The following is a 26,977-nucleotide window of genomic DNA, read 5'->3' on the forward strand; positions in this document are numbered from 1 at the left end:
GGTTAATTGATACAATACGCCATGACTTCATTGCATCCGACTTGTGAATGGTACTTCATACAATTCACTACCTTAGAAACCTATACAGGATGTGCGCGAAGGCATGCTTGAATTAAATGACGGTTAATAGCATTTAAATAAGCTTTTGCCGATGCTTCTAAAACATCTTGAGAGGAATTACGGCCTGTAGTCGAAACCTCATCATAGCGAATATTTATAACCGCTTCACCCAGTGCATCTCGTCCTTTGCCAACCGATGTCACACGGTAATCAATGACATGCACAGCTCCAGGTACAAGTTGCTCCAGTGTATTAAAAATGGCTTCTACTGAACCAGAGCCAGTAGCTACAACGGTTTTCTCTAGTCCCTCAGGTGTAAGCACAATAGCTGTCGCTGTAGGAATATTTTCAGTACCATATTGCACCTGCACCATTTTCAAATCAAAGAGTGGTACATCTTCTACTTGAACTTGTTGCTCAGTAAGAAGAGTGAGTAAATCTTCCTCTGTAATTTCTTTTTTACGATCAGCCAATTTTTTAAATTCCACAAATGCTTTGTTCAACTTTTCATCAGAAAGATGGAAGCCCATTGTTTCAGCACGATCACGGAAGGCTGCACGACCAGAATGTTTCCCGAGAACTAATGGTATTTCACCTTCGCCGATTAAAGCAGGTGAAATAATTTCATAGGTTTCTGGATTTTTTAAGACACCGTCTTGATGGATGCCCGATTCGTGTGCGAATGCATTTCTTCCTACAATCGCTTTATTTGGCTGAATCACAACATTTGTCAATTTACTGACTAATTGAGACGTACGTTTAATTTCTTGCAACTGAATGCCTGTTTGCACCTGATAAATGTCCTTGCGAATATGAAGTGCTACAGCAATTTCCTCGAGTGCCACATTACCTGCGCGTTCGCCGATACCATTGATCGTTCCTTCGACTTGTGCAGCACCATTTTCTATTGCGGCAATCGTATTAGCTGTTGCCATCCCTAAATCATCATGACAATGGGCAGAGAATTTCACTTTGTCAGCACCTTTGACATTTTCCAGTAGGAACTTAAATAATGCACCATATTCTTGTGGGGATGCATACCCTACAGTGTCTGGAACATTAATCGTTGTTGCACCAGCAGCAACCACTTCGTTCATAATTCGCACTAAAAATTCTCGATCAGAGCGGAATGCATCCTCAGCAGACCATTGTACAAGTGGGAAGAACTTTTTAGCGTATTTAACAGCCTCTACCGCTTGCTCCACCACTTGATCAGGAGATTTTTTTAATTTGTATTCCATATGAATAGGTGATGTGGCTAGAAAAATATGAATATGTGGCTGTTGTGCTACTTTTATCGCTTCCCATGTAGCATCAATATCCTTTTGGATACAGCGAGCTAGCCCCGTCACAATGGAATTTTTTACTGTACCTGCAATGCGATGGACCGCATCAAAGTCACCGGGTGACGAAGCAGGAAATCCTGCTTCTATAATTGTCACACCAAGGCGCTCTAATTGTTTGGCAATTTCAATCTTCTCGGCTGTGTTTAAGTTGATCCCAGCAGATTGTTCACCATCGCGAAGCGTAGTATCGAAAATATCAATTTTTCGCACTTGTCGCCACTTCTCTCACAACTTTTTCTTTACCTTCGTTGATGAATGGCATCATAGCACGTAGTTTCGCGCCCACTTCTTCGATTTGATGGTTCGCACCAGCTTCTTTGAATTTTGTATATTCTGGACGACCATTTTCATTTTCTTGAATCCAACGACGAGCAAATGTACCATCTTGGATATCTGTTAATACATCCTTCATACGAGCTTTTACAGACTCATCGATGATGCGTGGTCCTGCAACATAATCTCCCCACTCTGCTGTATCTGAAACTGAGTAGCGCATTGTTGCCATACCGCCCTCAAACATTAGGTCAACAATTAATTTAAGCTCATGTAGTGTTTCAAAGTAAGCTAATTCTGGTTGATAACCAGCCTCTACTAATGTTTCGAATCCTGCTCTTACTAGCTGTGTTGCCCCACCACAAAGTACCGCTTGTTCACCAAACAAGTCTGTCTCTGTTTCTTCTTTGAATGTTGTTTCAAGAAGTCCACCACGTGCAGCACCGATTCCTTTACCATACGCAAGCGCTAAATCTTTTGCTTGACCTGTAGCATCTTGGTGAATAGCGAATAGTCCTGGTACACCAGCACCTTCTTGGAATTGACGACGAACTAGATGTCCTGGTCCTTTTGGTGCTACTAAAAATACGTCAACATCTGCTGGTGGTGTAATTTGACCGAAATGAATATTGAAGCCATGTGCAAACATCAATGCTTTACCAGCTTGTAAATGTGGCGCAATTTCCGCTTCATAAACTGCTTTTTGACGCTCATCTGGTAATAGAATTTGGATAACATCTGCTTCTTGTGCTGCTTCAGCCACTGTTTTCACGTCAATACCATCTGCTTTTGCCGCATCGAAAGATCCACCTGGACGAACCCCTACTACCACATCAAAACCTGATTCTTTAAGGTTTAAAGCATGTGCATGACCTTGTGAACCGTAACCGATAATTGCGATTTTCTTTCCTTTTAATACGTCCTCGTTGATATTTTGCTCATAGTACATTGTAGCCATAGTTAATTTCCTCCTAGAATATGTTTTGTTTTTTTTATAGCTTTAGATAACTTACGCTGTCTATCAAGCTATTCATTTTTATATGCAAACTATTTTAAAATAGAGAGCTGCGGGTTTGAGACTTTTTGTGTTTCACGAACGGAGGCAGTTGCTCCTGTACGTGTAAGTTCTTTAATGCCATATGGTCGAATGAGTTCGATAAAGGCATCAATCTTCTCTGGATGCCCTACTACTTGATACGTCACAACATTTTTAGCTGTATCTATAATTTGGGCGCGGAACGGTTCAACAATTGAATTCATTTCCAAACGTAAATTTGGTGGGGAAATCACCTTTACTAGTGCTAGCTCTCGTAGAACAATCGATTTATCGGTAATGTCATTGACCTTTAACACATCAATTTGCTTGGATAACTGTTTCACTAGCTGTTCAATTTTGCGTTCGTCCTCTACGTTGACAACGAAGGTCATCTTTGAAAAATTTGGTTGCTCCGTATGACCTACTGTAATCGATTCAATATTGAACTGACGCTTCATCAATAAACCTGTCAAACGGTTTAATACACCACTTTGGTTAATCACAGTTACGGTAATTACTCGCTTCAATTCTTTTTCACCCCAATCATTTCATGTAAGCCTTTGCCAGGTGCTACCATTGGGTAAACACATTCAAGCTGTTTCACTCGACAGTCAATTAATACTGGCTCATCAGACAGCAGTGCCTCACGGAAAATAGACTCTGCTTCATCGATTGTGTTAATTCGATAGCCTTTAATGTTATAAGCATCAGCTAACTTAACAAAATCTGGTTGGATCGGCATAAGTGATGATGAATAGCGCTCTTCATAGAATGTTTGTTGCCATTGACGCACCATGCCTAGACAGCTATTATTCAAAATCACTATTTTTACTGGTAAGTTAAATTCCTGTAGGATGGATAGCTCCTGTGCCGTCATTTGGAATCCTGCATCTCCTACAATCGAAATAACTTTTTTGTCTGGCTTCGCAAATTGGGCGCCAATTGCGGCCGGGAAGCCGAAGCCCATCGTACCAAGTCCACCAGACGTTACCCATGCATGATCATTATTTAAATGATAATATTGCGCTGCCCACATTTGATGCTGCCCAACATCTGTCGTCACAATGGCATTCCCTTCAGTAATCTTGTGCACTAATTGCAATGCCTCTTGTGGTAGGATTTCTTGCGTATTTGTATCCTTGCAATACCATAATGGATATTCCATCGCATGATTCCTTAAATAAGCTAACCAATCATCTGTATCAGGACCTTGGAAATCCTTTTTCAACAGTGCTTTTAAAGCCTCTTTGGCATCAGCAACAATTGGAATATCTGTCGGTACATTCTTGCCAATTTCAGCAGGATCAATATCGATATGGATAATCGTTGCATTTGGTGCAAATGTAGCTAGATTACCTGTTAGACGATCATCAAATCGTGCCCCAATATTGAGTAATAAATCCGATTTTGTGATCGCTGTATTTGCTGTAGCTGTTCCATGCATCCCAGCCATTCCAAGGAATAAGTCATGTTCACCATGGATGGAGCCCAAGCCTAGCAATGTGTTCGTTACTGGAATACGATATTTTTCTGCGAAAGTCGTTAATTCCTCACGTGCATCCGCAAAAAGAACACCTGCACCTGCTAAGATGATTGGGTTTTTTGCCAATGAAATGGCTTGAATCGCCTTTTGGATTTGTAAATAATTTGGTTTATATGTTGGCTGATAACCTGGTAAATAAATTTCATCAGGTGCTTGCGGTGGATTCTCTACATCAAACAACATTTGGGAAACGTTTTTTGGGAAATCCACGACAACTGGCCCCTTACGACCTGTGCTAGCGATATGGAAAGCTTCCTTCACAATGCGGGGGATATCATTGACATCCTGCACCTGATAGTTGTGCTTTGTAATCGGTGTTGTAATCCCCATAATATCCGCTTCTTGGAAAGCATCTGTTCCAATCACAGATGTCGCAACCTGTCCTGTAAAAACAACCAATGGAATAGAATCGATCATGGCATCCGCAATACCTGTTACAAGGTTTGTTGCACCAGGTCCACTTGTGGCAATAACAACGCCTGTTTTACCTGAAACACGAGCATAGCCTTCCGCCGCATGAATAGCACCCTGTTCATGTCTTGTTAAAATATGGCGAATAGGGTTTTTATACATCGCATCGTAAATTTGTAATACGGCTCCTCCAGGATAGCCAAAGACAATTTCAACCCCTTGATCGTGCAATGCCTGCACTAATACATCTGCACCGTCCTTCGCTTGATAGGTTTGTTCAGCTGTTGCTGTTGTCGCTAATTGTTCTTGTTCATTGATTGAAACATTCGCACTCATCAAATTATGCCTCCTTCATTTCTTTCAAACTCACACATCAGTGTTGTAGATTAGTGAAGTGTCAATAGCTGGATTGACTATTCCTCTCATCCTTTTCGTTGAGAGGTTGTTCAATTGCATCGTGAAAATAATAAAAAGCCTTTTTCTCCACACGCAAAGAACTACCTTACGTAGGGATGAAAAAGACTTTCCATGGTACCACCCTTTTTTATAGCAAATAATTGCTACCTCGCGAATAAATGACTGCATTTATGCACCAATGCGACAGACATCGCATCCAATATAGTGTCATAAAACATTTATTCATTAATAACGAGCACTTTCGACTATGCCCGGAGCTATCTAATGGTGTAAACACGTTTAATAGCCCACTCCGAGGGGATGTCGGATCTAGTTGTATCGCCGGCTTCCAGCACGACCGGCTCTCTGGTAGATACAAGGCTCTAGAACCTTTAACCTCATCAACGTTTTTATTTATCTAGTTGTTAAATTTTCATTACGCCTCCAGTAGAAGCGCTCGTCACTAATTTTGAATATCTTGCTAACCAACCGCGTTTGATTTTTGGCTCAAAGGCTGGTAATTTTGCACGACGTTCAGCTAAAACTTCATCTGAAACTTGTAAATTAATCGTACGATTTGGTAGATCAATTTCGATAATATCACCGTTTTCTACTAAAGCGATTGGACCGCCTTCAGCAGCTTCTGGTGAAATATGGCCAATTGAAATACCACGAGATGCCCCTGAGAAACGACCATCTGTAATTAAGGCAACCTTTGTACCCAGGCCTCGACCTTGAATGGCAGATGTTGGTGCGAGCATTTCTGGCATCCCTGGGCCACCCTTAGGTCCTTCATAGCGAATGACGACTACATGGCCCTCTTTCACCGTTCCATTATCAATGTTTTCTTGTGCTGCTTCTTGTGAATCAAAGACGATAGCCTCGCCCTTGAATACTTTGATAGAAGGATCAACTGCCCCTACTTTAATAACAGAGCCATCTGGTGCGATGTTACCGAATAAAACTGATAATCCACCTACAGCACTATATGGATTGTCTTTTGTTCGAATGACTTGATCATTCGTGATGTGATAATCTTTGACAAGCTCACCCATTGTAACGCCTGCTACGGTTGGACGGTCTGGATGAATAGCACCTGGAATAGATGTTAATTCATTAATAATGGCACTTACGCCACCTGCTTTATTAATATCATCCATTGAAATATCTGAAGCAGGCATGATTTTTGCTAAATAAGGCACTCTTTCCGCTACTTTATTAATATCTTCAATGTTGTAATCTATCTCGGCTTCATTGGCAATTGCTAATGTATGAAGAACTGTATTTGTGGAGCCTCCCATTGCCATATCAAGAGCAAACGCATCATCAATTGCCTCTTTTGTAATAATATCGCGAGGTTTAACGTCTTCCTTGACCATGCGAATTAATTGTTTAGCTGCTTCTTTAATCAGCTTGTGACGCTCTTCAGAAGTGGCAACGATTGTACCATTTCCAGGTAAAGCAACACCAAGCATTTCCATTAAGCAGTTCATCGAATTTGCTGTAAACATGCCTGAGCATGAGCCACATGTTGGACAAGCATTATTCTCAATATCCAACAGCTCTTCCGCAGACATTTTTCCTGATTTGTGGGCTCCTACACCTTCAAACACAGATGTTAAGGAAAGCTGTTTTCCTGCTGCAGAAGTTCCCGCCTCCATTGGACCACCTGAAACAAAGATAGATGGTACATTCGTACGAACTGCTGCCATAAGCATTCCTGGTGTAATTTTGTCACAGTTTGGAATATAAAATACGCCATCAAACCAATGTGCATTAATAACAGTTTCAGCAGAGTCTGCTATAATTTCACGACTCGGTAAGGAATAACGCATACCTATATGCCCCATTGCAATACCATCATCGACGCCAATTGTATTAAATTCGAATGGAATACCACCCGCTTCTATAATAGCTTCTTTCACTACATCAGCGAACGTACGTAAATGAACGTGACCTGGTATTATGTCGATATAAGAGTTACAAACCCCAATAAATGGTTTGCCTAGATCTTTTGCTTTTACTTTGCCTGTTGCATATAAAAGACTTCGATGTGGCGCTCGATCTACGCCTACTTTAATCATGTCACTTCTCATTTTAAACGCCCCTCATTGCTATCCATACTATGTTCGTTGCTATAGACAAAATGTTCTGTCTTTTTATTTTTTGTTTATAGAGTAATGGTCTCTTAGACGATTACTGCTGTAAAGATTGTTGTTATCATAGTACGAAAAAAAGGTCTCGTCAACAGTATTTTTTGAATTGTTTAAACAATTCAAAAAATCTGTCAAAATTGAAATCGTTTACATGCTGATTAAGCATCAGTTTTATCTCGCTTTGATAAAAATTTTGACATTTCGTTCAAATTTTAATTTTTTAATAATAAACAAAAATGAGTAAATAAATTATTCCCATATATTTGAATAAGCTAAATCATCCAATCCTCGAGATAACGCTTACAGTAGAAACAACTTTTTTAAGTATCCTGTAAAAAATACTTGTTCAGGATCATATTGGTGTCGAATACTTAAAAACTTTTCAATCTCTGGATACAACGCATAGACCGTTTGCGCTGTTAAATGATGTTGTTTTCCCCAGTGAGGACGACCTTCATATTTTTGCATCAATGTATGCACCCATTTAAAATAAGGTTCTTCTGCCATTCCCTTATACATATGAAAGGCTATAAAAGCTGACTCACGCCCTTGTGTTGGACTTAAAAAACCTGCTTCGCCTGCAGTTGTTCGACACTCTAAAGGAAAATGCACATTAAAAGTCCCTTTTTTAAACGTTGCATGGATTTCCTCCAAACAAGCTTCAAACTGTGATAAAGGGATGGCATATTCACTCTCTTGGAACTTCACGCTACGAGGTGAAGGATAAATTTCATAGCTTATCCCTACTTTTTCACTTTCTACCACATTGGCAGCCGCTATCTTGCTCATGGTACCACTTAAACCTGGTTTCCACTTACAAAGCGCTGACATCGCAAAAAAAGCCCCATTTTCTACTATTTGTAGCTTTAACCTTTCTATTTTTTTATTCCATTCGCTTTGAAAGACAGGCGCGACCGCATTCATCCGTTTTACTTGAATTGTTTCACTACCAGGAAAATAAAACCACTCCACATGACGATGTTGACGAATATCCTCAGCAAATAACGAGAGACCATTTGTCAATGTTTCTCTTGCCCCCACATAATGCAAACCATATAGTGGTATGACCTTAATCGTTACTTTGACCAGAACACCTAGCATCCCAAGAGATACATGCAGCGCTTCAGATAAATCATCCATCCCTCTCCTATGTTCCTGATAAGTACCAGTACCATCTACAAATCCCCATGCCTGGACAGCTGACGATAGAGAACCAAGTGTAACCCCTGTGCCATGTGTGCCAGTTGACACTGCCCCTGCAATGGTTTGCTCCTGTATATCGCCCATATTGATTAACGCAAAACCATGTTTCGCTAGCATTGGACCAATTTCATATAGGTAGGTCCCTGCCCATAATGTTGCCTCCTGCCTTTCCTCATTCACAGCGATTAATCCACGCAGATTATGTAAGGAAATGGCTATATGCTCAGGCATAGCCACAGCGCTAAAAGAATGAGCAGCACCTGTGACACGGATTGTCTTTCCTGATTGACACGCATGCTTCACAATTGCTGAAACTTCATCAATGGAGTGTGGTAAATACATTTCATTCGGATAGGAAATAACATTACCAGCCCAGTTTGTCCACTTTTCACCATTACGCCATTTTTCTATAGAAAACATTGTCCATCCCCCCTGTATGTTGTGTAATGTCCTGCATACTTGTCCCCACGAATAGCATGCAGGATCTGAAAACGCTCACAAAGCTCTCCAGCCTTCGCATGTCGAAAATAAATAGTATCGCCAATATTGATACTTTTCTCTTTGACCTTTATGGGTGTTTGCACTTCCCCTGCGCCTTCTAGGCTAAGATATGCAAAAGTGGTAGGGTCATAGAATACAGGCAAACGATCCATCCCAATTGCTCCTGAAGCCGTATAGCCTCCCCCATGACAAACAACGATATTTTTTTCAGGCATTCTTGTTACACGTAAGGCAAATCCAGCAGCCTTTTCTAGCTGTAAATGTGTAAATTGATCGAACAATGCAGGTGCATAAAAAGCCGAGCCAACTGTAATTTCCGTTACTTCCTTCTGTTGATTGGTGTACGTCATACTTCCTGATCCCCCACCATTAACAAAGCGCAGATTTGGAAAATAGGCCTTGATATGGGCGACCGCTAATCGACGAAACTGCGTTACTTGCTTTTTGGCTTGTATTTGCATGGCTTCTATGACTCTACCTTTTACAGCATTTGCTGGACGATTGCCAACCCCTGCTATTTGAGCCTCATAGCCCATCGCTCCTACCACTTCAATTACAGGGGTGTTTTGAATGGTTTGTAAAAAAGGTGTCAACGTTTCAAGAGAAGACAATGACGAACGTTTTGTTCCAAAATACAATACTTTAAAATCATTTGAAACATTAAGATCAATGCAAACCTGTACACGTACGCCAATCTCTTGTGCTAGTTTCGCCAATAGTTGGATATGTTCTGGTCTGTCTACCATAAAAGTGACGATTTTTCCTTCCTTTACAAAATGTAACAATCGACGAATCGTTGCTTCCTCCATTACTGGATAGCCAAGCAATAAGTCATCAAACTGGTGCTCTAATAAATAAAGGGTCTCTGTTGCAGTAAATGTCATTAATCCCACAACATTCACAAGTTTTTTCTGTATATAACGAAGGACCTCAATAGAACGAATCGATTTTGTTGCAATACGAATTTGTTTTCCACCACAAGCATCTTGAACCATTTGTATATTTTTATCTAGTGCATCTAAGTCTAACCATGCAAATGGCCTTTCCAAATCACAAAATGCTTGATCGAATCTGAACGTCATTTCATCACTCCCTTGTCTGTACTATGTATTTGACACTTAACAGAATAATTCCTTTTTTCAGTTAATTAAACAAAATAAAACAACCGTGCGCCTGTTTTACAATAAGACTACACGGTTGTTTTAATATAGGATAAACATTTCATTCACCTTTCTATTAAATTGGTTACGATGCGTATAAGAAATCAGCTGCAAGATTTAGCATTACTAATAAATGCAAACCAGCAATTAAAAAGCCTTGACGATTTAAACGTTTCATAACAGCCATATTCATACGACCACGCTCCTTTTCTACATTATAATCCCTTTATACAGAATTTTCAAACTATTAAAAAGTGGAAATTTACCCATTTTTCTTTTTCTACATAAAAAATTCTCCCAGGAAATAAGGAATTGTACAGGGAATTGACATTCTGTTTCAATAAATAATGTATTTTTTCACGAATGAAAAGGCTATTGTAGTAAATAATTTAGTTAAATGGCTGTTTTTTATTGTTTCTGGCGATTGGGCGTTGTATGCCTTTCTGGTACGAATTGATTGCATGAACATACTATAGAAGTAAGCGATAATCGGTGTATGTACAATATAGAAGTAATTGTCGTTAATGTGGACATTTTCACAGTAATTTATGCAGTTGGATTAGCAATAAAGTGAGCACAGCAAAGGAGCTGCATTCACTTGTCTACAGCCTTATTTACAACATGTAATAATGACTAAACAAATCACAGTGTTTAATCTACTCCATTCAGGGTATAACTAAGTAATCGCCATTATATCTTAAATTTAAGGAGATGAAAGTAATGATTAGTTTCATTTGGTATTTAATTATTGGAGGAATTCTTGGTTGGTTAGCTGGCGTCATTTTAGGTAAAGATGTACCAGGCGGCATCATCGGGAATATTATTGCAGGTATTGTCGGTTCTTGGATTGGTAGTATGGTTTTAGGGAACTGGGGCTGGAGAGTAAGTGATTTCTACGTGTTCCCAGCACTGATCGGTGCCATCGTGTTGATCTTTATCGTCAGCCTTATTTTAAAAGGTATGCGTAAAGCAACTTAAATATGTAATGAAGAGCCATCCAGTGTGATGGCTCTTTATTTTTCTTCATGTAAAAGAACAGCTGCTTGGAGTTCATCGTGAAAATCATCATACAACTGGTAGTAATATAACACATCCTCGACATATTTCTCGCTATGGTTGTATTGATAAACAGCTTTCTTAATATTCCCTGTCGCAGCACCGTATTTAGATAAGTAATTCGCAGCACTAAATACTGCATCCTCAATATCATAAGGATCTGCTATTCCATCCCCATTTGCGTCTACGCCATATCCTCCGTATTTAGCAATTGTCTCAGGATTCATCAATTCATTTTTCGTGATGTTTCCTTTTCCTAAACCTGCGCATGTGGGATGTTGCCAGCCGACGAATGTACAGGGCATGAATTGCATATGCCCCTCTGCCCCAGCAGATGATACCATTGATTTTACCGTAGAAAAACGCGTTTCAATACGATGATGCGCAGCAAGTAATGTCCATGGTACTCCATATTTTTCTTCTGCAGCTACATAAACGGGAATGTATTGCTCAGGAATTTTCATATCGAAATGCTGTTGAATCTCCTCAATTGCCTTTTGCTGGACAAGCTTTTCGAATATCGGTAATGTTTGAAGCTCCTTCCAAGCAAAAAATGTGAGGACATACACAGTAATTGCAATTGGAATCAATAATGCTATCATACCCAATTTTGTCGCGGGTGATAACATGGGTTTGTTATTCTTTTTCTTTGCCATACGTCACACCTAATCTAGTATTCTTTTTCTATATTACCAAATTTTCCGTAATGTGCAGTATATCTTTTAGTTTTGAAAGATCGAAGTCCTCCAATTTCCACTATGAAAGCAGTTGAAAGGTTTGGTAAAAATATAGTAAAATACAGATTGATTCGTTTATTGGATATTAATAGGGAGGAATTTATTTTGTGGAAAGACTTTAAAGAATTTGCGATGAAAGGCAATATTGTCGATCTAGCAGTAGCAGTAGTCATTGGTGGTGCTTTCGGTAAAATTGTTACCTCCTTAGTTGAAAATATCATCATGCCATTAGTTGGTGTTTTAACGGGTGGTATTGATTTAACAAAGAGTTTTGTTTTTGGCTCAGGTGAAGCTCAAATCAATTTTGGTGTATTTCTACAATCCATCATTGATTTTTTAATCATAGCATTTGCCATTTTTATGGCCTTACGAATTATGACTAAGCTTACACGTAAAAAAGAAGAAGCAGTCGTGGAAGAACCAGCACCTGAACTCGACGCCAAAGAAGAGCTTCTCAAAGAAATTCGCGACTTACTGAAAAAAGAACAAGCCTAACATGTTGTTAAAGCATCTGTCTCTCATTTAAAGGAGGCAGATGTTTTTATTTTGTATCCTTTACTTTTTGTGCTCTATCCGCTATTTCAGAACCTATCCCTCACTTTGTCCGCTCTATCCACCACTTTTCACGTTGTATCCGCTACTTCAGAACCTATCCCTCACTTTGTCTGCTCTATCCACCACTTTTCACGTTCTATCCGCTACTTTTCACGTTCTATCCGCTACTTTCTATCTTGTATCCGCTAACTTGAAATTATCCTCCACTTCTTCAGCTCTATCTTTATTCCGGAATCTCCTACTATTCCTAGGTGTTTAACTATAAATAATCTAGCTAATTTTCAGAAATCACCTTGTTCTTCTTTAGTATCCATGTTAAATTGGTAACAATTATTGAGAATACTATTAAATTGAAAGCGAAAGTTGTTGCTTTTAATAATATTGAAGAAAAGAGTGACGTCATGACAGTAAACAGAAGTATTGAAACAAAGCTTGTACAACTTGGTAATTTAAGTGACCCAGCAACAGGAGCTGTGAGTCCGCCCATTCATTTATCGACTGCTTATAAACATACTGGGATTGGTGAATCTACTGGTTTTGACTATACACGTACAAAAAATCCAACACGTGCTCTTTTAGAAGCAGGAATTGCTGATTTAGAGGGTGGCGATATGGGCTTTGCCTGTAGTTCCGGGATGGCTGCCATTCAATTGGTATTATCCCTATTTAAACCAGGCGATGAATTAGTCGTGCCAGATGATTTATATGGCGGTACATATAGACTATTTAACTTCTTCCAAGATACTTATAATATCAAGCCTGTTTATTCAAAATTTGAATCAGTTGAACAGGTGGAAGCATTAATGAATGAAAATACACGTGCAATATTTATTGAAACACCAACAAATCCACTTATGCAGGAATTTGATTTACAAGTGTATGCGGAGTTAGCACATAAGCATGGGGCATGGTTAATTGTGGATAATACATTTTATACGCCATACTTCCAACGCCCTATTGAATTAGGCGCAGATATTGTGCTTCATTCTGCAACGAAGTATATTGGTGGTCATAATGATGTTTTAGCTGGGCTAGTGGTTGCTAAAGGCACAGAATTAGCTGAACGTATTGGCTTTATTCATAATGGTAGTGGAATGGTGCTAGGAGCTATGGATTCATGGTTACTTATTCGTGGTCTAAAAACAATGCATCTACGTTTAAAGCAACATGATGCCAATGCGAAGGCGATTGCTGCTTACTTAGAGGAAGAAGAGTTAGTGACAGATGTCCTTTATACTGGAAAAGGTGGCATGCTGTCATTCCGCTTGCAAAAGCCTGAGTGGATTGACCCATTCCTTCGTAACTTAAAGTTAATTACTTTTGCTGAAAGTCTTGGCGGTGTTGAAAGCTTTATTACGTATCCTGCTACACAAACACATGCAGATATGCCTTATGAAGAACGTGTGGAGCGTGGCGTTTGTGATCGTTTATTACGCTTCTCTGTTGGCATTGAGGAAGCAGAAGATTTAATTGCAGACTTACGACAAGTATTTGATATCCTTAGAAAAGAGGCGTAATGGATGAAGCAACGTATTGAAACAAGCCTCATTCACGCAGGTGTTCGTGATGGCTATGGTGATAAAAAAGGGGCTGTTAATGTCCCGATGTATCTGTCCTCTACTTTCCATCAAGAAAGTATAGATGAATTCGGAGAATATGATTATGCTCGTTCAGGCAACCCTACAAGAGATGCATTAGAAAAAGCTGTAGCAGAGCTTGAGGGTGGTGTTCGTGCCCATGCATTTTCATCTGGAATCGCTGCCGTATCAGCAGCATTAATGCTGTTATCGCAGGGAGATCATATCGTCATGACTGAGGATGTTTATGGTGGAACCTATCGTTTTGTAACAAAGGTGTTGCCACGCTTTGGGATTTCCCATACATTTGTAGATTTTACGGATCTAGCAGCTGTAGAAGCAGCAATCACGCCAGCTACAAAACTACTTTATATGGAAACACCATCAAATCCAACGTTAGGCATTACAGATATACGTGGTATAGTGGCGCTTGCCAAGCAACACCACTGCCTTACATTCTTGGATAATACTTTTATGACACCTTTACACCAACGCCCACTAGAACTTGGTGTAGATGTCGTTATTCATAGTGCAACAAAGTTTTTATCTGGACATTCTGATATTATTGCTGGCTTAACGGTTACTGCCGATGAAAAGCTAGGTCAGGATCTCTACTTTATCCAAAATTCATTCGGTAATATTTTAGGTGTACAGGATTCATTCACACTTCTACAAAACATCAAAACAACAGATGTACGTTTTAGTCGTTCTGCTGAATCTGCACAAAAAATTGCTGTTTATTTGGCTAGTAATTCACTAGTTGAGCAGGTCTACTATCCAGGGCTTGCTTCACATCCTGGCTACGCTATACATCAACGTCAAAGCACAAGTCCTGGGGCCGTTTTATCCTTCCGACTACCAAGCTATGCAGCTGCAAAGGCATTGGTTGAGGCGATGACAATTCCAGTATTTGCGGTCTCTCTTGGAGGAGTAGAATCTATTCTTTCTTACCCTGCAAAAATGAGTCATGCTGCTATGGAGCCTGAAGAGCGTGCTAAACGAGGCATCACAGATGGCCTTCTACGTTTTTCTGTAGGACTTGAGCATGTTGATGACTTAATTGCTGATTTTGCACAAGCCCTAGAGATTGCTGCCAAGGCTTAATTGAATCAACATAAAAACCGCGTCCAGTTGACGCGGTTTTATTTATGATAGGTTCAATTTTTCACCTTTGCTAACAATCGGTATAAATAATCCCCATGCCCCTTTGCTAACAGGGCATCTTGCTCAGCTGAAATCCAATAGAACGAAAAGAGTAAATCCCCTTCGTTTAATCCTGTTGGATGATGCTGCCATGTATTTCGTGTTTCATCGGATGTTAAATGATAAAAATACCGTTTTTGTAAAACACCTGATGGATGATTAAAATAGTCCTGTGCTATTAACGCTTGAACGACAAGTGTGGTTAGACCTGTTTCTTCTAGCATTTCACGTTTCACAGCGTCTAAAGGTGTTTCCCCTTCCTCTACCGTACCTTTGGGCACCTGGATACCTGCCCCAACTGAATTCTGTTCAAATACGAGTACCTGTAATTGATCCTCATGCGTTCGCGTGATATAGCCAAATGCTTTTTCAATTACTTGCATGAAAGTGACCCCCTTTGAATGATTGAATGTTACAATAAAGAGAAAAATTGGAATAGCAGGTGAAAAGTGTTGACACTTATTATACGACAGATGCAAGAAAATGACATTACTTTTGTACAAGAAATTGCTAGAATAAGCTGGCATCATACATACGAAGGAATCATTCCACGTGACATTCAAGATCGTTTTTTACAACTAGCTTATAGTCGAGAACGATTAATTGAACGTCTTATCAACAGTCCGTTTCTTGTTGCAATTTTTGACGAATGGCTAGTAGGCTTTGCTAATTTTTCAAATGTAACACAAGGTGAGGCAGAGCTACATGCGATTTATTTACATCCTGATATGCATGGTAAGGGCGTGGGTACCGCACTTTTACAGGAAGGACTACGCATGCTACCAAATCTATCGTCTTTATTTGTTTGTGTAGAGAAAGAAAATAAACTTGGAATGCATTTTTATCAAGCAAAGGGATTTGTAGCAATAGAAGAATTTGATGAACAATTTGATGGTCATCTACTTAAGACAGTTAAATTGGTTAAACAATATGAAAAAGTGTAACGGTTCTTGCAACTACCGTTACACTTTTATTTATGTAAGATTTATCTGCTCCGCTTGGATAACAAGTGCTGTTAAGCCAGTTATACTACCAGATTCATGTGCCTGTCCTTGATGCCATAGCACTCCCTGTCCTGTTTTTATGGTGATTTTTTCACCATCTTCACCTCTTATCCATCCTTCCCCATTAATAACGATAAATAGCTGTGGAACAGGGGCTTCATGCATACCAACCACTCCACCTGACTCAATATAGATGAAACCGATCGTCGTAGGCACTTCTGTTTTCGTAATTTTTCTATAGAATGTATCGATGGATTGGTATTGATGAATGGGGTTTGCTAAATCTTGTGTAAATTGTATAAGTTGCATTTCGCGAAAATCCTTTCTTATTAGGCTAGTTCTTCTTCAGCAAATGCTAAAAGAGTTCCATCTTCTTTTTTGATATAAAAAGCAAATGCATCATAGCCATTTCTTTTAATCGTTTCCCAGTTAGTGGTTTCTCCATTGATAAGTCGAACATTTTCTTGTTCATCTACCTCATAGTCGTCTATTTCTTCGTCATAGTCGATGTTATAGAAAAATGATAATACGACTTCTGTTTCGGGTAAATTATATTTTTCTAGTGGACGTTTGTCACGGTGATCCTCTGTATACGCCTCACAAAATAGCGCATTATAACCATGTAGAGTCGCATCAAAGAGCAAAATTTCCTCTGCGGATAAAGGATCTTTAGCAACGATTCTAGCGGTGGAGCCTGTAATAAAAGGCATTTCCTCCCCTTCAATGATTAGCAAATCACCGTAATACCAAATTTCAAATTGTTCATTGCCTGCACTAGAATGAAGCTGAAACTGTGATTCAACGTCATCTATAAATTGGACGTTTCCTGCAAATTGCTGTAGATAAATGGGAATAGGATTAATCATAGCTTTCCTCTCCTTTTCTGTTAGAAATTACTTCCTTACAATATAATATATCTTTCTCAGTCATAAAGAAAAACCCAGAATTTTTTCTGGGCTTGATGACACTTACTTTTCTAGCATGATTAAAACTGACGGGCCTTTGCTTCACTTCGCAAGAGACGGTTATGGAGAGTAATCTCCGTTTCACCATTTACTTGCGATTTTGATCGCTTAATCCTTGACCAGTTGCGGTGGATTTTTTGAGATTTGGGGTCTAGTTGTTCGAACCTACTCATTTTTCATCCTCCTCATCATTATAGATTTCATAAGTGAAATCTTCTTTATTATGACCAGCTAAGGTGAATTTATACTAATTTCATAAGAAGCATGTCCACTTCTCTTTATTTGTTTTCGCTTAACCAAGTTAACGCATATTGTACATATAATTCGGCTCCAACGCGCAAACCATCTTCATCGATATTAAAATGGCCATTATGATGTGCCCAGCGTGTATCCTTTTCTGTATTGCCTGAGCCTACTAGAGCAAAGCAGCCAGGTACTTCATCTAAGTAAAAGCTAAAGTCTTCTCCACCCATTGTCGGATCATCAACATGATAAGCTTCCGCCCCAAAATGTTCAGCTGCAAGGCGATCGACTAAGCTGGCACTCGCCACATCATTGTTGACGGCTTGTGTACCATATTCATAAACAACCTCTGCTGTGCCCCCATAAAGTGAGGCAATCTGCTCAGCATAATGACGAATTTGCGCTTCGATATGTGAACGGACCTCTTTATCAAAACAGCGCACAGTCCCTTCTAAAATGGCATCTTCAGCAATTACATTAAAGCGTGTGCCAACCTCCATTTTTCCAATTGTAAGAACGGCAGGTTGAAGTGGATTGACTGTACGTGCCACAACTGTTTGGACATTCAAAGCAAACGTTGAAGCAATCATCACGGCATCAATGGCATCATGTGGTACTGCGGCATGCCCGCCCTGCCCTTTAAAGCGCACTTTGAAAATATCAGCAGAGGCAAAGGCAGGACCTTTATTGCACTGAATTTTTCCTGTGTCAATTTGCGACCAAATATGAATACCAAAGACGTTATCTACACCTATCATTGCTCCTTGCTCTACCATCGCTTTTGCACCTGTAGCAACTTCTTCCGCTGGCTGGAAAATAAAACGAACTGTTCCCTCAATTTCTTCTTGTACCGTATGTAATGTCTTAGCTGCAATCAGCAACATGGCTGTATGCGCATCATGACCACAGGCATGCATCTTACCATCTGTTTTAGAGCGATACGGAATATCTTCTCGTATTTCATAAACTGACAATGCATCCATATCCGCACGTAAGGCAACGGTTTTTCCTTCCCTGCCCCCTTTTAACTCCGCAATAATGCCTGTTGGCTCTGTTCGTCTATACGGAATACCAAGGTTCTCTAAATACGCTGCTACATAATTCGTTGTTTCATATTCTTCCCAAGAAAGCTCTGGCTCACTGTGCAATTTTTGACGAATCGTCACAAGCTCACTATTTAATTCCGCGATAATGCGTTTGATATTGTTCATGATTACTCTCTCCTTGTTTTATAACCAACTTACGAAAATACCTGCTAAAATAACAGATGTTATCGTTACACTAATGAAGCCGCCTACAAGCATCGGTGGCAACATATGGCTTAACAGTATTTCACGTTCTTTTTCGTCGGTTGTGGACGATTTCACTACTTCATTCGTTAAAATATAATCTGCTGGGAACCCATAGAGCGCTGTTAAGGATACAGCAAACGCTAAATTCGGGCTGACCTTTAACACTTTTCCTGCGATGAAAGAGAAAATATACATACCAATGACTGCTAAGACAATAGACACTACTAATGGCACAATAATACGCATCAGCATTTCAGGGGAAGCCTGTTTTAAGCCATCAAATATAAAGAGCATTAACCCCATAATGGCAAAACCGAAGCCATTTGCTTTTTGCAATGGTTGTCTTTCTAAAAAACCAAATGTCGATGCAAGGACACCAAACACTAGGCATAGCACTAATGCATTGACTGTCACAACAGGTGCTAATGCTGTAGATGTACCATACGCTAATAATCCAACAAGCGCTAAACGGAAAAATTTAAAGTATTCTGTATTGTACTTGGTAGGAATTTTCCTAAATAATTTTGGTTGCTCAGATGACTGTTCAACATCTTCCTCTACCAGTGTTACCGATTGTATATTCCCTTGATGGTGTTCTTTTAATAAACGTTTTGCTTCACGCTTCAATACAATGGACGTGATGGGATATCCTGCAAAACCTTGAATGACGTAAATCACAATGGCAAAGACGGCTAAATCCTCTAAGCCAGCTGCAGAAGCGCCTTCTGACATCACTAGCGCTGCCACTACACCACCGACTAATGGTGGAACTGCAACAATCATCGTTTTTAAATCAAATAGCAAGGCACCAATTGTAAATAATATGGCGATGATGCCTACAATACCAGCTAAAGAAATAACGATGGCTTTCCACTGGTTTTTCAATTCCTTAAGGGACAGAAGTGTACCCATATTCGTAATTAATAAATACATTAACATCGTGGCAACGACTGGACCAATCCCGGCAATACTAACAATATCTTTCGGGAAGAATGTCCAATAGCCAATTAAAAATAATACCGCACAGACGAACACAGATGGAATCCACGCCTTCGTTCTTGTTGCTACGATATCTCCGATGTAAAGAATAGCAAGTACTATCGTCAGTGCTAACATTTGCGACATATCAAAGAATTCTCCTAACTTAGTAATTTTTTAATGTCATCTATAATAATACTAATTATTCTCAAAATTCTATTTTTACAGAAAAGAAGAAAAACAACGTATGAACGAGCATATTCGTGACACTAAAATTACGGTTTTCCAAATATTTAGATTTTAAAGAATTTTCGTAAAGCGCTTACAAAAAAAGAGAACCATTCTAAAATGGTTCTACTTTGTCTTACATGCTATTTTTTTTAACGATTACCTGTGTTTACATAGATCAATAAAAATATCGTAAGGGCGACAAAAAGTACAAGACCTACATGAAATAACCATTGTGTATGGAATAATTCGTTTAGTATCCATAAAAGGACACAAAAACAGTAGCCATACATCATTTTTCCCATAAATCTTGCCAGTGCCTTTTCATCATAATATTCTTTTTCCTCCTGTGCCATCGTATGAAAGCCAGCAAGTAGAAAAGCTCCTTTACCTTGCGATAGAACAATGGCGAAGATGAGAAACGGCAGCATGATAATTAAATAGACAATTACTCCCAAGGTTTATCATCCTACTTTTCATTTTTAATAAATTGCTCAATTACTGGTAGTAATTCTTCATGCAGTGGCAGTGAAGGGTCTGCATAGGTTGCTAAGTTTTTGGCACGATCGGCTGGTGCCTTTTTCAATACGTGATTCATACCCGCTAGATAAAGTAATTTTGCCTCTTGTTTGCCTTTCTTCAATGCCTCAGCATCGGCTTCCTTCACTTGTAAATCTGTTGTTCCTTGTACTAGCAATACACGGCTTTTTACTTTTGCAAGCTCATTAGCAGGTTGATATTTTAGCAAGGAAATCAGAAAAGGCTGTACAGATGGACGGAAAAGGGCTTGTAGCTCTGGTGAAATATTTTTCACTTGCTTCCCTTGCTTTAAAGCTGTCAAAATATTCGTGGATTCATTGAAAAGCTTTGGTGCTAATTGACCTTTTAATTGCTCTAAAAGCACTTCATCTAACGATCTACCTGCACCGGCAATGGACACAAAGGATGCTACGCCTGTCTTTTGAGCTGCGAGCAAACCAATGAGTGAGCCTTCGCTATGGCCAATTACATGAACACTTGTGTAGGCTTTATCAGCCATCAATGTTTGGATAATTTGTACAGCATCATCAACGTATTGGTCAAACGTTCCATCCTCTTCCTTTGTTAAGAGCGCTTGATTGTCACCTAGTCCTCGCTTATCATAACGCACCGTCGCAATGCCCTGTTGTGCTAAACCTTCCGCCAACATTTTCAAGCTATTATTTTTTCCAGCCAAAGCAGAATTACCATCTTTATCAGTTGGCCCCGATCCTGCTATTATCAGTGCCACTGGTGATGGAGATGTAGAAGCCTTTTCTACAGCTACCGTTAAGTTGCCGTTTTGAACGGGAATTTTTAATGTGTCATAGGTAACAGGTTGCTTTTTATAAGCCTTTAGTATTAAAGGAAATTTCGCACCATTTTGTTGAAATGTAGCCTCTATTTGTTCATTTTTGATTGTGCCATTAATGGCAATCGCCGAGCCGTTTAAATTTATGGACACTTTTACTTTATCACCTGTATACGTCACACTTTGAAATGGAAAATTAGATAAGCCCTGTGCTGGCACGGATAATGTTCCACTTTCCTTCTTTAAATCGATAATAATCGGTAATGGTCCATTTGGTGTTTCAATAGTTCCTTCCCATTTTCCAATAAACTGTTCATTCATTGCATTTGTCCCCTTTGATCCTTGATGTTGTGCAGTGACCTCTTTTTGCCCACAGGCAGCTAAAAGTAAAATTATACAGCAAATCAATAACCATTTTTTCATCTAATCTTCCTTTCTATATGAAAATCACCAATAAAATTGGCAGTAAAGTAATAGCTATTAAGATGTAACACCATTTGTTCGCGAAATTAACAGTCCAACCGATTCCAAACTTTTTAGGCACTAATAAGGATGGATCATTTTTATTGCAATAAAAAATACCCCATTTCCAGTATTGATCATCTGTGGCAGCTGTTTCATTTGTATGTACCTCATCAAAACGTTCATTACTTTTACTGAGCTTCCAAATGAACACTAGTAAACCACCCAACGTAACGACATTAAAGACAAGAAAAAGTGGGAAGAAGTAGGGAGCCGTTTGGTCTTGTAAAATAACAGTTGTATAGTGTAAAACAACAAATAGAATTGTCATACTAAAATTAATGGCTGCCAGGTACCAGCTTCCGTATTTACGCTGAGTTAACTCCCGATGAATGGATGCTTCTTTGGCCTGTGCACTTAATTGGATTTTGGCACTTTTCATGCCTTGACTCATCATGAAAAAACTAGTTTGTATTGCCAATAATATAAGCGGCATACTGATGACTGAGAGCCGCGATTTTTGAGTCCAACCATCGACCTCTCCTGCTCCATTCCAATGTGTCGCAAAAACCTCTGGGATTGTCTCATAGTTCATGTACGTAAAAGCAATTAAAGCAAGTGTGATGATGATGGGTACACTAAAAAATATAGGTGATAATGCTTCCTCTTTCTGACGGATAGACAAATCAGTCACATATACTGTTTTTATTTGTGTCTCCCACTGCTCCTGCACCTTTAATTTTTTCGTTTTAACATGATAACTCATGTAAAGACCTGATGACAAAAGGAGCATGACATACAAAAGGATAAAGGAAATTAAAGATACCTTCTCCTCTTGTATAGGTGAAAGATAGAGAGCGATTTGACCTACTAAAAATAAGCCGGTAATTCCTGCGATGATTTGGCTATAATGCTTCTTCCACAGCTTTAATTGTGGATGTTTGACATATGGTTCGGGTATGGAAACACCAAAAACAAGTGTTTTTCTTGTTAAATGTGGGGTCATCGTTTCCATAATTCCGACAATGATAAAGATGCCTACAATTATAAGCATACTACCCCTACTTCCATTGTTTTAAAATTCGCTGGAACAAACTTGTCATTTGCTCTTTCTCGAGGCCACGCGCAAAAGCCTCCGCCATGATAGGCTTCAAGGCATTTTCGACTTTTTCAACCTCTGTTTCTTCCAGCTCTCTCTTTTGACCACCAATAATGACCGCTTTTGCTTTTGGCTTCAATTCAATTAAGCCCTTCTCTTCAAGTTCATGATAACTTTTACTGACCGTGCTAACGTTAATGCCTAGATCTGTAGCCATCGAACGTACAGACGGTAAAGTATCACCATTTTTCAGCTCGCCTTGCGCAATGCATTCTATTATTTGATTGGCCAATTGTTTATATAGCTGCAATTCACTGTTTGGATCTAATTGTATTTGCATAAAACTCCCCCAATCTGTATTGCTTGTAACCAAACAGAAATCTGTTATGTATAGAGTAATACAGATTTTCTCTAATGTCAAATGAAGGAATTTTTATGGTGTTGAGTAGAGGTTTTTTCACAATAAGAGCGAGAGCCTTCCCTTGGTAGTGCTTTGAACTTCATTTAGAGCGGATATCTTGAGTACTTTAGACCCCATAAGAAACAAAAAGGACCCAGAATAATTCTGGATCCATGGACACTTATTGCTTCTATTTGATTTTTAACTGGTATAGTTTACACTTCTTCTTAATCTATAGCAAAACAGAATAGTCTGTTTCACCTTTAGGCTTAAGATTTATGAAGCTTCAACCTTCAACAGTTGTGGCGGACTTTCCTGAGATTCTTGGTCTTTGGGTGTTTGACTATTACTACTCATTCTGCATCCTCCCCATCAGATTAGATTAATAAGTGGTTCCTCTCTTATTATGAGCCTTCTTCTATTTTTTATACATGCTTTAGCTTTTTTCTGCAAAGACTTGTTGGGCTATCGTTAAAGCATTTTGCACTCTTGGAAAACCGATGTAGGGTGCTAATTGTAAAAGTGCCTCGACCACTTCTGTCTGTGTCAAGCCTGCATGTAATCCACGCTGAATATGCGTTTTGGTTTGTGGTGCAGCACCTTGTGTAACTACCGCTGTTATCACGACGAGTGCTCGACTCTTTGCATCCAGCCCAGGCCGTGCATAGACATCACCGTAAGCAAATTCAATAATCATTTTGCGTAAATCGGGTGCGATATCGGCTAATGCATCAGATTTAATCATCCGTGCTGCTTCTTCCTCTGTCACATATTGTTTAATTGTTTCGAGCCCCTTTGTAAAACGTTCATTCATTTCTTCATCCCTCCTACATTTACTTATACAAAAACCCCAATTCCGCGTCTCCAGAATTGGGGATTGTCCTTCACATATGTAAGGTTCTCTTCTTCACGTCACCCTCTGGCTCAGTGAAAAAGGATAAAGGTTTTCATAGTGCCTCACAGGACAGCTTTAATGAATATCTATGCAAAAAGTCACAAGGACATGCACGCAAAAATTAAATGGCTACAAGACAGGCTTTCGCTTTTTCAATTTGGATTTTTACTTGTTCAAAGCCAGTACCACCTAAGGAATGGCGGCGGCGAACAGCAGCTTCTGGCGCTAGTACATCATAAATATCCGCTTCAATTAACGTACTTTCTTGCTGCATTTCTTCCAATGGCAAGTCTAATAAATAAATACCCTTTTGAATACATGTAAAGACAAGCTTACCAGTCACCTCATGTGCCTCACGGAATGGCATCCCCTTTGTAGCAAGGTAATCTGCTAGCTCCGTTGCATTTGAAAAATCAGCGTGAACAGCCTGATGTAAGCGTTCCGTGTTGACAGTCATTGTACGAATCATACCTTCAAAGATTTTAAGTGAACCAAGAATCGTATGAACAGTGTCAAACATCCCCTCTTTGTCCTCCTGCATATCTTTGTTATATGTTAATGGTGTGCCCTTTAACACCGTTAATAAGCCCATTAGATTCCCATAAACACGCCCTGTTTTACCACGAATAAGCTCTGCCATATCTGGGTTTTTCTTTTGTGGCATAATCGAAGAACCTGTTGAGAAGGCATCATCCAGTTCGATAAATTTAAATTCATCTGTAGACCAGATAATAATTTCCTCAGCAAAGCGTGATAAATGCGCCATAAGTAAGGAGGAATGACTTAAAAATTCCACAATAAAATCACGATCACTTACCGCATCCATGGAGTTTGCATAAACCTCGCTAAACCCTAATAACTCTGCTGATTTTAAACGGTCAATCGGGAAAGTTGTCCCTGCCATTGCCCCAGCACCTAAAGGTAAAATATCAATACGTTTTATGGATTCTGTAAAACGTTGTTTATCACGCTCTAGCATCCAAAAATAAGCCATTAAATGGTGTGCAAAGGATATTGGCTGTGCACGTTGTAGATGCGTATAACCTGGTGCAATCGTTTCAATATGCTCTTGTGCTTTGTCTAGAAGCGTTTGTTGGAACGTCACAATTAAATCAATGGCTTCCTGCACACGCTTTTTCAAGAAAAGATGCATATCCGTTGCTACTTGGTCATTTCGGCTACGTCCTGTATGTAGTTTGCCACCGACAGGACCTATTAAATCAATTAACATTTTTTCTAAATTTAAGTGTATATCTTCATTGGCAACGCTAAATTCAAGCTCACCCGCAATTGCCTTATCTTTTAATTGGGCAAGACCACCTAGTATGGCCTCTACATCAGCTGCTGGTAAAATTCCTGTGGCACCAAGCATTGTGACATGTGCAACACTACCTTCAAGGTCCTCTAGCACAAGTTGCTGGTCAAAGCCAATGGATGCGCCAAATTCGTCTACCCATGCTTCTGCTGATTTTTGGAAACGTCCACCCCAAAGTTTTGTCATGTCAGCTCACCTTTTCCTCGATTACTTATCAAAAGGTGTAGTATAAGCACAAATGCCTCACCACACCTTGCTTGTTCAACATTACTTTTTATTCACAGATGAGTTCACTACAGTTGGTAGACCCCATAACTCGATAAAGCCTACCGCGGAAGCGTGATTGAATTGATCTTCCTTCGAGTATGTTGCTAGCTTTTCACTGTATAATGAATTTGGTGATTTACGTCCTTCTACAATCGCATGTCCTTTAAATAGTTTCACACGTACTGTACCATTCACATATTGTTGTGTTTGCGCAAGGAATGCTTCAAGAGCATCACGTAATGGTGAGAACCATAGACCGTCGTAAATTAATTCAGAAAGTTTTTTCTCAATAACTGGCTTGAAGTGTGCTAATTCTTTTACAAGCGTTAAGTCCTCAAGCTCTTTATGCGCTGTTAACAGCACTTTTGCACCTGGAATTTCATAAACCTCACGAGATTTAATACCAACTAAACGATTTTCAACGTGATCGATACGTCCTACTCCATGAGCACCTGCTACTGCATTTAATTCTTGAATTAAATCAGCAAGCTTCATTTCTTTTCCGTTTAATGCTACTGGTTTACCAGCTACAAACTCGATTTCCACATACTCTGCTTCATTCGGTGCATTTTCAACAGAAACAGTTAAGCCGTAAGCTTCCTCTGGTGGCGACACCCATGGGTCTTCCATGATGCCAGCTTCATTCGCACGGCCCCATAGGTTTTGGTCGATTGAGAATGGTGAATCCAATGTTGCAGGAATCGGTACATTATGCTTCATTGCATATTCGATTTCCTCGTCACGGCTCCAGCCCCACTCACGTACTGGTGCTAATACCTCTAAGTCTGGATTTAATGCTTTAATCGATACTTCAAAACGAACTTGATCATTCCCTTTACCTGTGCAACCATGCGCAACAGCATCTGCGCCTACTTGATTCGCAATCTCTACTAGTTTTTTCGAGATAAGTGGGCGGGAAAGCGCTGATACTAATGGATACTTTTGCTCATACCAAGTATGTGCTTGTAAAGAAATTAATGCATACCCTTCAGCAAATTCGTCTTTCGCATCCACCATATAAGATTCAATCGCTCCTACTTGAAGAGCTTTATTTTTTACGAATTCAAGATCTTTCCCTTCGCCAACGTCAAGACATACTGCAATTACGTCCCAACCTTGTTCTTTTAACCATGGAATTGCTACCGAAGTATCAAGTCCACCTGAATAAGCTAATACTACTTTTTTATTTGCCATTAAAAATGCGCCTCCATTGCTCTATCGATATGTATTTTTATACATTCATTTAAAAGTTTATACACGAATAGTATCATGTTATAAAAATAAAT

Annotated in this window: 26 protein-coding genes; 5 read left to right on the forward strand and 21 right to left on the reverse strand. The window is 39.4% G+C overall.

What is annotated here, in order from left to right; translation table 11 throughout:
• Positions 1 to 80: 80 nt before the first annotated feature.
• The 7 genes from PSR12_RS14150 to PSR12_RS14180 all read right to left on the reverse strand — a co-directional run bounded on the left by PSR12_RS14150 (position 81) and on the right by PSR12_RS14180 (position 10,007).
• Positions 81 to 1,616 carry a 2-isopropylmalate synthase gene (locus PSR12_RS14150; protein WP_221680262.1) on the reverse strand — a complete coding sequence of 512 codons (1,536 nt, stop codon included), beginning with the start codon at positions 1,614 to 1,616 and terminating at the stop codon, positions 81 to 83.
• Positions 1,603 to 2,637, reverse strand: coding sequence for a ketol-acid reductoisomerase (ilvC, locus tag PSR12_RS14155; RefSeq protein WP_016991908.1), 1,035 nt, complete (start codon positions 2,635 to 2,637; stop codon positions 1,603 to 1,605). The genes PSR12_RS14150 and ilvC overlap by 14 nt, the downstream gene beginning before the upstream one ends.
• Before the next feature lie 89 nt (positions 2,638 to 2,726).
• Positions 2,727 to 3,242: an acetolactate synthase small subunit gene (gene ilvN / locus PSR12_RS14160; RefSeq protein ID WP_004231416.1), complete on the reverse strand. Its 516-nt coding sequence runs from the start codon at positions 3,240 to 3,242 to the stop codon at positions 2,727 to 2,729.
• Entirely contained in the window at positions 3,239 to 5,005 is a 1,767-nt protein-coding gene (gene ilvB / locus PSR12_RS14165; protein ID WP_202341117.1) for a biosynthetic-type acetolactate synthase large subunit, read from the reverse strand. The genes ilvN and ilvB overlap by 4 nt, the downstream gene beginning before the upstream one ends.
• A gap of 485 nt (positions 5,006 to 5,490) precedes the next feature.
• Entirely contained in the window at positions 5,491 to 7,161 is a 1,671-nt protein-coding gene (gene ilvD, locus PSR12_RS14170; protein WP_274769432.1) for a dihydroxy-acid dehydratase, read from the reverse strand.
• A 360-nt stretch (positions 7,162 to 7,521) separates the two neighbouring features.
• Positions 7,522 to 8,844 (reverse strand): D-arabinono-1,4-lactone oxidase, encoded by a 1,323-nt coding sequence (locus PSR12_RS14175; RefSeq protein WP_221680259.1) that lies wholly within the window; start codon positions 8,842 to 8,844, stop codon positions 7,522 to 7,524.
• Positions 8,832 to 10,007 carry an amino acid deaminase/aldolase gene (locus PSR12_RS14180; protein WP_274769434.1) on the reverse strand — a complete coding sequence of 392 codons (1,176 nt, stop codon included), beginning with the start codon at positions 10,005 to 10,007 and terminating at the stop codon, positions 8,832 to 8,834. The genes PSR12_RS14175 and PSR12_RS14180 overlap by 13 nt, the downstream gene beginning before the upstream one ends.
• A 798-nt stretch (positions 10,008 to 10,805) precedes the next feature.
• Here PSR12_RS14180 and PSR12_RS14185 point away from each other — a divergent pair.
• The gene (locus PSR12_RS14185) at positions 10,806 to 11,063 is read left to right on the forward strand and encodes a GlsB/YeaQ/YmgE family stress response membrane protein (RefSeq protein ID WP_004231402.1); all 258 of its coding nucleotides are present in this window, start codon (positions 10,806 to 10,808) and stop codon (positions 11,061 to 11,063) included.
• A gap of 35 nt (positions 11,064 to 11,098) precedes the next feature.
• Here PSR12_RS14185 and PSR12_RS14190 read toward each other — a convergent pair whose 3' ends face one another.
• Positions 11,099 to 11,797, reverse strand: a complete 699-nt coding sequence (locus tag PSR12_RS14190) for a lytic transglycosylase domain-containing protein (protein ID WP_004231399.1) — start codon at positions 11,795 to 11,797, stop codon at positions 11,099 to 11,101.
• Between the two features lie 186 nt (positions 11,798 to 11,983).
• Here PSR12_RS14190 and mscL point away from each other — a divergent pair, with 186 nt between their 5' ends.
• The 3 genes from mscL to PSR12_RS14205 all read left to right on the forward strand — a co-directional run bounded on the left by mscL (position 11,984) and on the right by PSR12_RS14205 (position 15,114).
• Complete coding sequence (gene mscL, locus PSR12_RS14195; RefSeq protein ID WP_009370295.1) at positions 11,984 to 12,373, forward strand: large conductance mechanosensitive channel protein MscL; 390 nt, start codon at positions 11,984 to 11,986, stop codon at positions 12,371 to 12,373.
• 461 nt (positions 12,374 to 12,834) lie between these two features.
• Complete coding sequence (locus PSR12_RS14200) at positions 12,835 to 13,950, forward strand: methionine biosynthesis PLP-dependent protein (RefSeq protein ID WP_274769441.1); 1,116 nt, start codon at positions 12,835 to 12,837, stop codon at positions 13,948 to 13,950.
• A gap of 3 nt (positions 13,951 to 13,953) precedes the next feature.
• Positions 13,954 to 15,114, forward strand: coding sequence for an aminotransferase class I/II-fold pyridoxal phosphate-dependent enzyme (locus tag PSR12_RS14205; RefSeq protein WP_274769443.1), 1,161 nt, complete (start codon positions 13,954 to 13,956; stop codon positions 15,112 to 15,114).
• Positions 15,115 to 15,167: 53 nt separating this feature from the next.
• Here PSR12_RS14205 and PSR12_RS14210 read toward each other — a convergent pair whose 3' ends face one another.
• Positions 15,168 to 15,596, reverse strand: a complete 429-nt coding sequence (locus tag PSR12_RS14210; RefSeq protein ID WP_274769444.1) for an NUDIX hydrolase — start codon at positions 15,594 to 15,596, stop codon at positions 15,168 to 15,170.
• 69 nt (positions 15,597 to 15,665) lie between these two features.
• Between PSR12_RS14210 and PSR12_RS14215 the strand changes: the two genes are divergently transcribed.
• Entirely contained in the window at positions 15,666 to 16,157 is a 492-nt protein-coding gene (locus tag PSR12_RS14215; RefSeq protein WP_004231387.1) for a GNAT family N-acetyltransferase, read from the forward strand.
• Between the two features lie 30 nt (positions 16,158 to 16,187).
• On the opposite strand, the gene PSR12_RS14220 is transcribed toward PSR12_RS14215, so the two are convergent.
• The 12 genes from PSR12_RS14220 to PSR12_RS14275 all read right to left on the reverse strand — a co-directional run bounded on the left by PSR12_RS14220 (position 16,188) and on the right by PSR12_RS14275 (position 26,885).
• Complete coding sequence (locus PSR12_RS14220) at positions 16,188 to 16,526, reverse strand: cupin domain-containing protein (protein WP_004231385.1); 339 nt, start codon at positions 16,524 to 16,526, stop codon at positions 16,188 to 16,190.
• Between the two features lie 20 nt (positions 16,527 to 16,546).
• Positions 16,547 to 17,083 (reverse strand): hypothetical protein, encoded by a 537-nt coding sequence (locus PSR12_RS14225; RefSeq protein ID WP_274769445.1) that lies wholly within the window; start codon positions 17,081 to 17,083, stop codon positions 16,547 to 16,549.
• Positions 17,084 to 17,202: 119 nt separating this feature from the next.
• Positions 17,203 to 17,355 carry a YpzG family protein gene (locus tag PSR12_RS14230; RefSeq protein WP_004231380.1) on the reverse strand — a complete coding sequence of 51 codons (153 nt, stop codon included), beginning with the start codon at positions 17,353 to 17,355 and terminating at the stop codon, positions 17,203 to 17,205.
• 105 nt (positions 17,356 to 17,460) lie between these two features.
• Positions 17,461 to 18,636, reverse strand: a complete 1,176-nt coding sequence (locus PSR12_RS14235; protein WP_274769448.1) for an amidohydrolase — start codon at positions 18,634 to 18,636, stop codon at positions 17,461 to 17,463.
• Between the two features lie 18 nt (positions 18,637 to 18,654).
• Positions 18,655 to 19,842 carry a hypothetical protein gene (locus tag PSR12_RS14240; RefSeq protein WP_221680253.1) on the reverse strand — a complete coding sequence of 396 codons (1,188 nt, stop codon included), beginning with the start codon at positions 19,840 to 19,842 and terminating at the stop codon, positions 18,655 to 18,657.
• A gap of 233 nt (positions 19,843 to 20,075) precedes the next feature.
• Positions 20,076 to 20,381, reverse strand: coding sequence for a DUF3784 domain-containing protein (locus tag PSR12_RS14245; RefSeq protein WP_274769449.1), 306 nt, complete (start codon positions 20,379 to 20,381; stop codon positions 20,076 to 20,078).
• Positions 20,382 to 20,392: 11 nt separating this feature from the next.
• A complete protein-coding gene (locus tag PSR12_RS14250) occupies positions 20,393 to 21,676 on the reverse strand; it encodes an alpha/beta hydrolase (protein WP_274769450.1) in 1,284 nt (427 codons plus the stop codon).
• 13 nt (positions 21,677 to 21,689) lie between these two features.
• Entirely contained in the window at positions 21,690 to 22,769 is a 1,080-nt protein-coding gene (locus PSR12_RS14255; protein ID WP_274769452.1) for a DUF1648 domain-containing protein, read from the reverse strand.
• A 7-nt stretch (positions 22,770 to 22,776) separates the two neighbouring features.
• A complete protein-coding gene (locus PSR12_RS14260) occupies positions 22,777 to 23,154 on the reverse strand; it encodes a GntR family transcriptional regulator (RefSeq protein ID WP_009370283.1) in 378 nt (125 codons plus the stop codon).
• Between the two features lie 496 nt (positions 23,155 to 23,650).
• Entirely contained in the window at positions 23,651 to 24,028 is a 378-nt protein-coding gene (locus PSR12_RS14265) for a carboxymuconolactone decarboxylase family protein (RefSeq protein ID WP_221680248.1), read from the reverse strand.
• Positions 24,029 to 24,230: 202 nt separating this feature from the next.
• A complete protein-coding gene (gene argH / locus PSR12_RS14270) occupies positions 24,231 to 25,610 on the reverse strand; it encodes an argininosuccinate lyase (protein ID WP_274769453.1) in 1,380 nt (459 codons plus the stop codon).
• Positions 25,611 to 25,691: 81 nt separating this feature from the next.
• Positions 25,692 to 26,885: an argininosuccinate synthase gene (locus PSR12_RS14275; protein WP_004231366.1), complete on the reverse strand. Its 1,194-nt coding sequence runs from the start codon at positions 26,883 to 26,885 to the stop codon at positions 25,692 to 25,694.
• Between the last annotated feature and the right edge of the window lie 92 nt (positions 26,886 to 26,977).

The organism is Lysinibacillus sp. G01H (genome assembly GCF_028872195.1).
Lineage (GTDB): Bacteria > Bacillota > Bacilli > Bacillales_A > Planococcaceae > Lysinibacillus > Lysinibacillus capsici.

Coding starts and splice junctions, on each gene's coding strand:
- PSR12_RS14185 (WP_004231402.1), top strand. CDS start 10,806: ATGATTAGTTTCATTTGGTATTTAATTATTGGAGGAATTCTTGGTTGG.
- PSR12_RS14220 (WP_004231385.1), bottom strand. CDS start 16,526: ATGCAACTTATACAATTTACACAAGATTTAGCAAACCCCATTCATCAA.
- PSR12_RS14235 (WP_274769448.1), bottom strand. CDS start 18,636: ATGAACAATATCAAACGCATTATCGCGGAATTAAATAGTGAGCTTGTG.
- PSR12_RS14180 (WP_274769434.1), bottom strand. CDS start 10,007: ATGACGTTCAGATTCGATCAAGCATTTTGTGATTTGGAAAGGCCATTT.
- PSR12_RS14190 (WP_004231399.1), bottom strand. CDS start 11,797: ATGGCAAAGAAAAAGAATAACAAACCCATGTTATCACCCGCGACAAAA.
- ilvD (WP_274769432.1), bottom strand. CDS start 7,161: ATGAGAAGTGACATGATTAAAGTAGGCGTAGATCGAGCGCCACATCGA.
- argH (WP_274769453.1), bottom strand. CDS start 25,610: ATGACAAAACTTTGGGGTGGACGTTTCCAAAAATCAGCAGAAGCATGG.
- PSR12_RS14175 (WP_221680259.1), bottom strand. CDS start 8,844: ATGTTTTCTATAGAAAAATGGCGTAATGGTGAAAAGTGGACAAACTGG.
- PSR12_RS14275 (WP_004231366.1), bottom strand. CDS start 26,885: ATGGCAAATAAAAAAGTAGTATTAGCTTATTCAGGTGGACTTGATACT.
- PSR12_RS14200 (WP_274769441.1), top strand. CDS start 12,835: ATGACAGTAAACAGAAGTATTGAAACAAAGCTTGTACAACTTGGTAAT.
- PSR12_RS14205 (WP_274769443.1), top strand. CDS start 13,954: ATGAAGCAACGTATTGAAACAAGCCTCATTCACGCAGGTGTTCGTGAT.
- PSR12_RS14260 (WP_009370283.1), bottom strand. CDS start 23,154: ATGCAAATACAATTAGATCCAAACAGTGAATTGCAGCTATATAAACAA.
- PSR12_RS14210 (WP_274769444.1), bottom strand. CDS start 15,596: ATGCAAGTAATTGAAAAAGCATTTGGCTATATCACGCGAACGCATGAG.
- ilvC (WP_016991908.1), bottom strand. CDS start 2,637: ATGGCTACAATGTACTATGAGCAAAATATCAACGAGGACGTATTAAAA.
- PSR12_RS14265 (WP_221680248.1), bottom strand. CDS start 24,028: ATGAATGAACGTTTTACAAAGGGGCTCGAAACAATTAAACAATATGTG.
- PSR12_RS14225 (WP_274769445.1), bottom strand. CDS start 17,083: ATGATTAATCCTATTCCCATTTATCTACAGCAATTTGCAGGAAACGTC.
- PSR12_RS14250 (WP_274769450.1), bottom strand. CDS start 21,676: ATGAAAAAATGGTTATTGATTTGCTGTATAATTTTACTTTTAGCTGCC.
- ilvB (WP_202341117.1), bottom strand. CDS start 5,005: ATGAGTGCGAATGTTTCAATCAATGAACAAGAACAATTAGCGACAACA.
- PSR12_RS14255 (WP_274769452.1), bottom strand. CDS start 22,769: ATGCTTATAATTGTAGGCATCTTTATCATTGTCGGAATTATGGAAACG.
- PSR12_RS14240 (WP_221680253.1), bottom strand. CDS start 19,842: ATGTCGCAAATGTTAGCACTGACGATAGTACTTGCTATTCTTTACATC.
- PSR12_RS14230 (WP_004231380.1), bottom strand. CDS start 17,355: ATGAGTAGGTTCGAACAACTAGACCCCAAATCTCAAAAAATCCACCGC.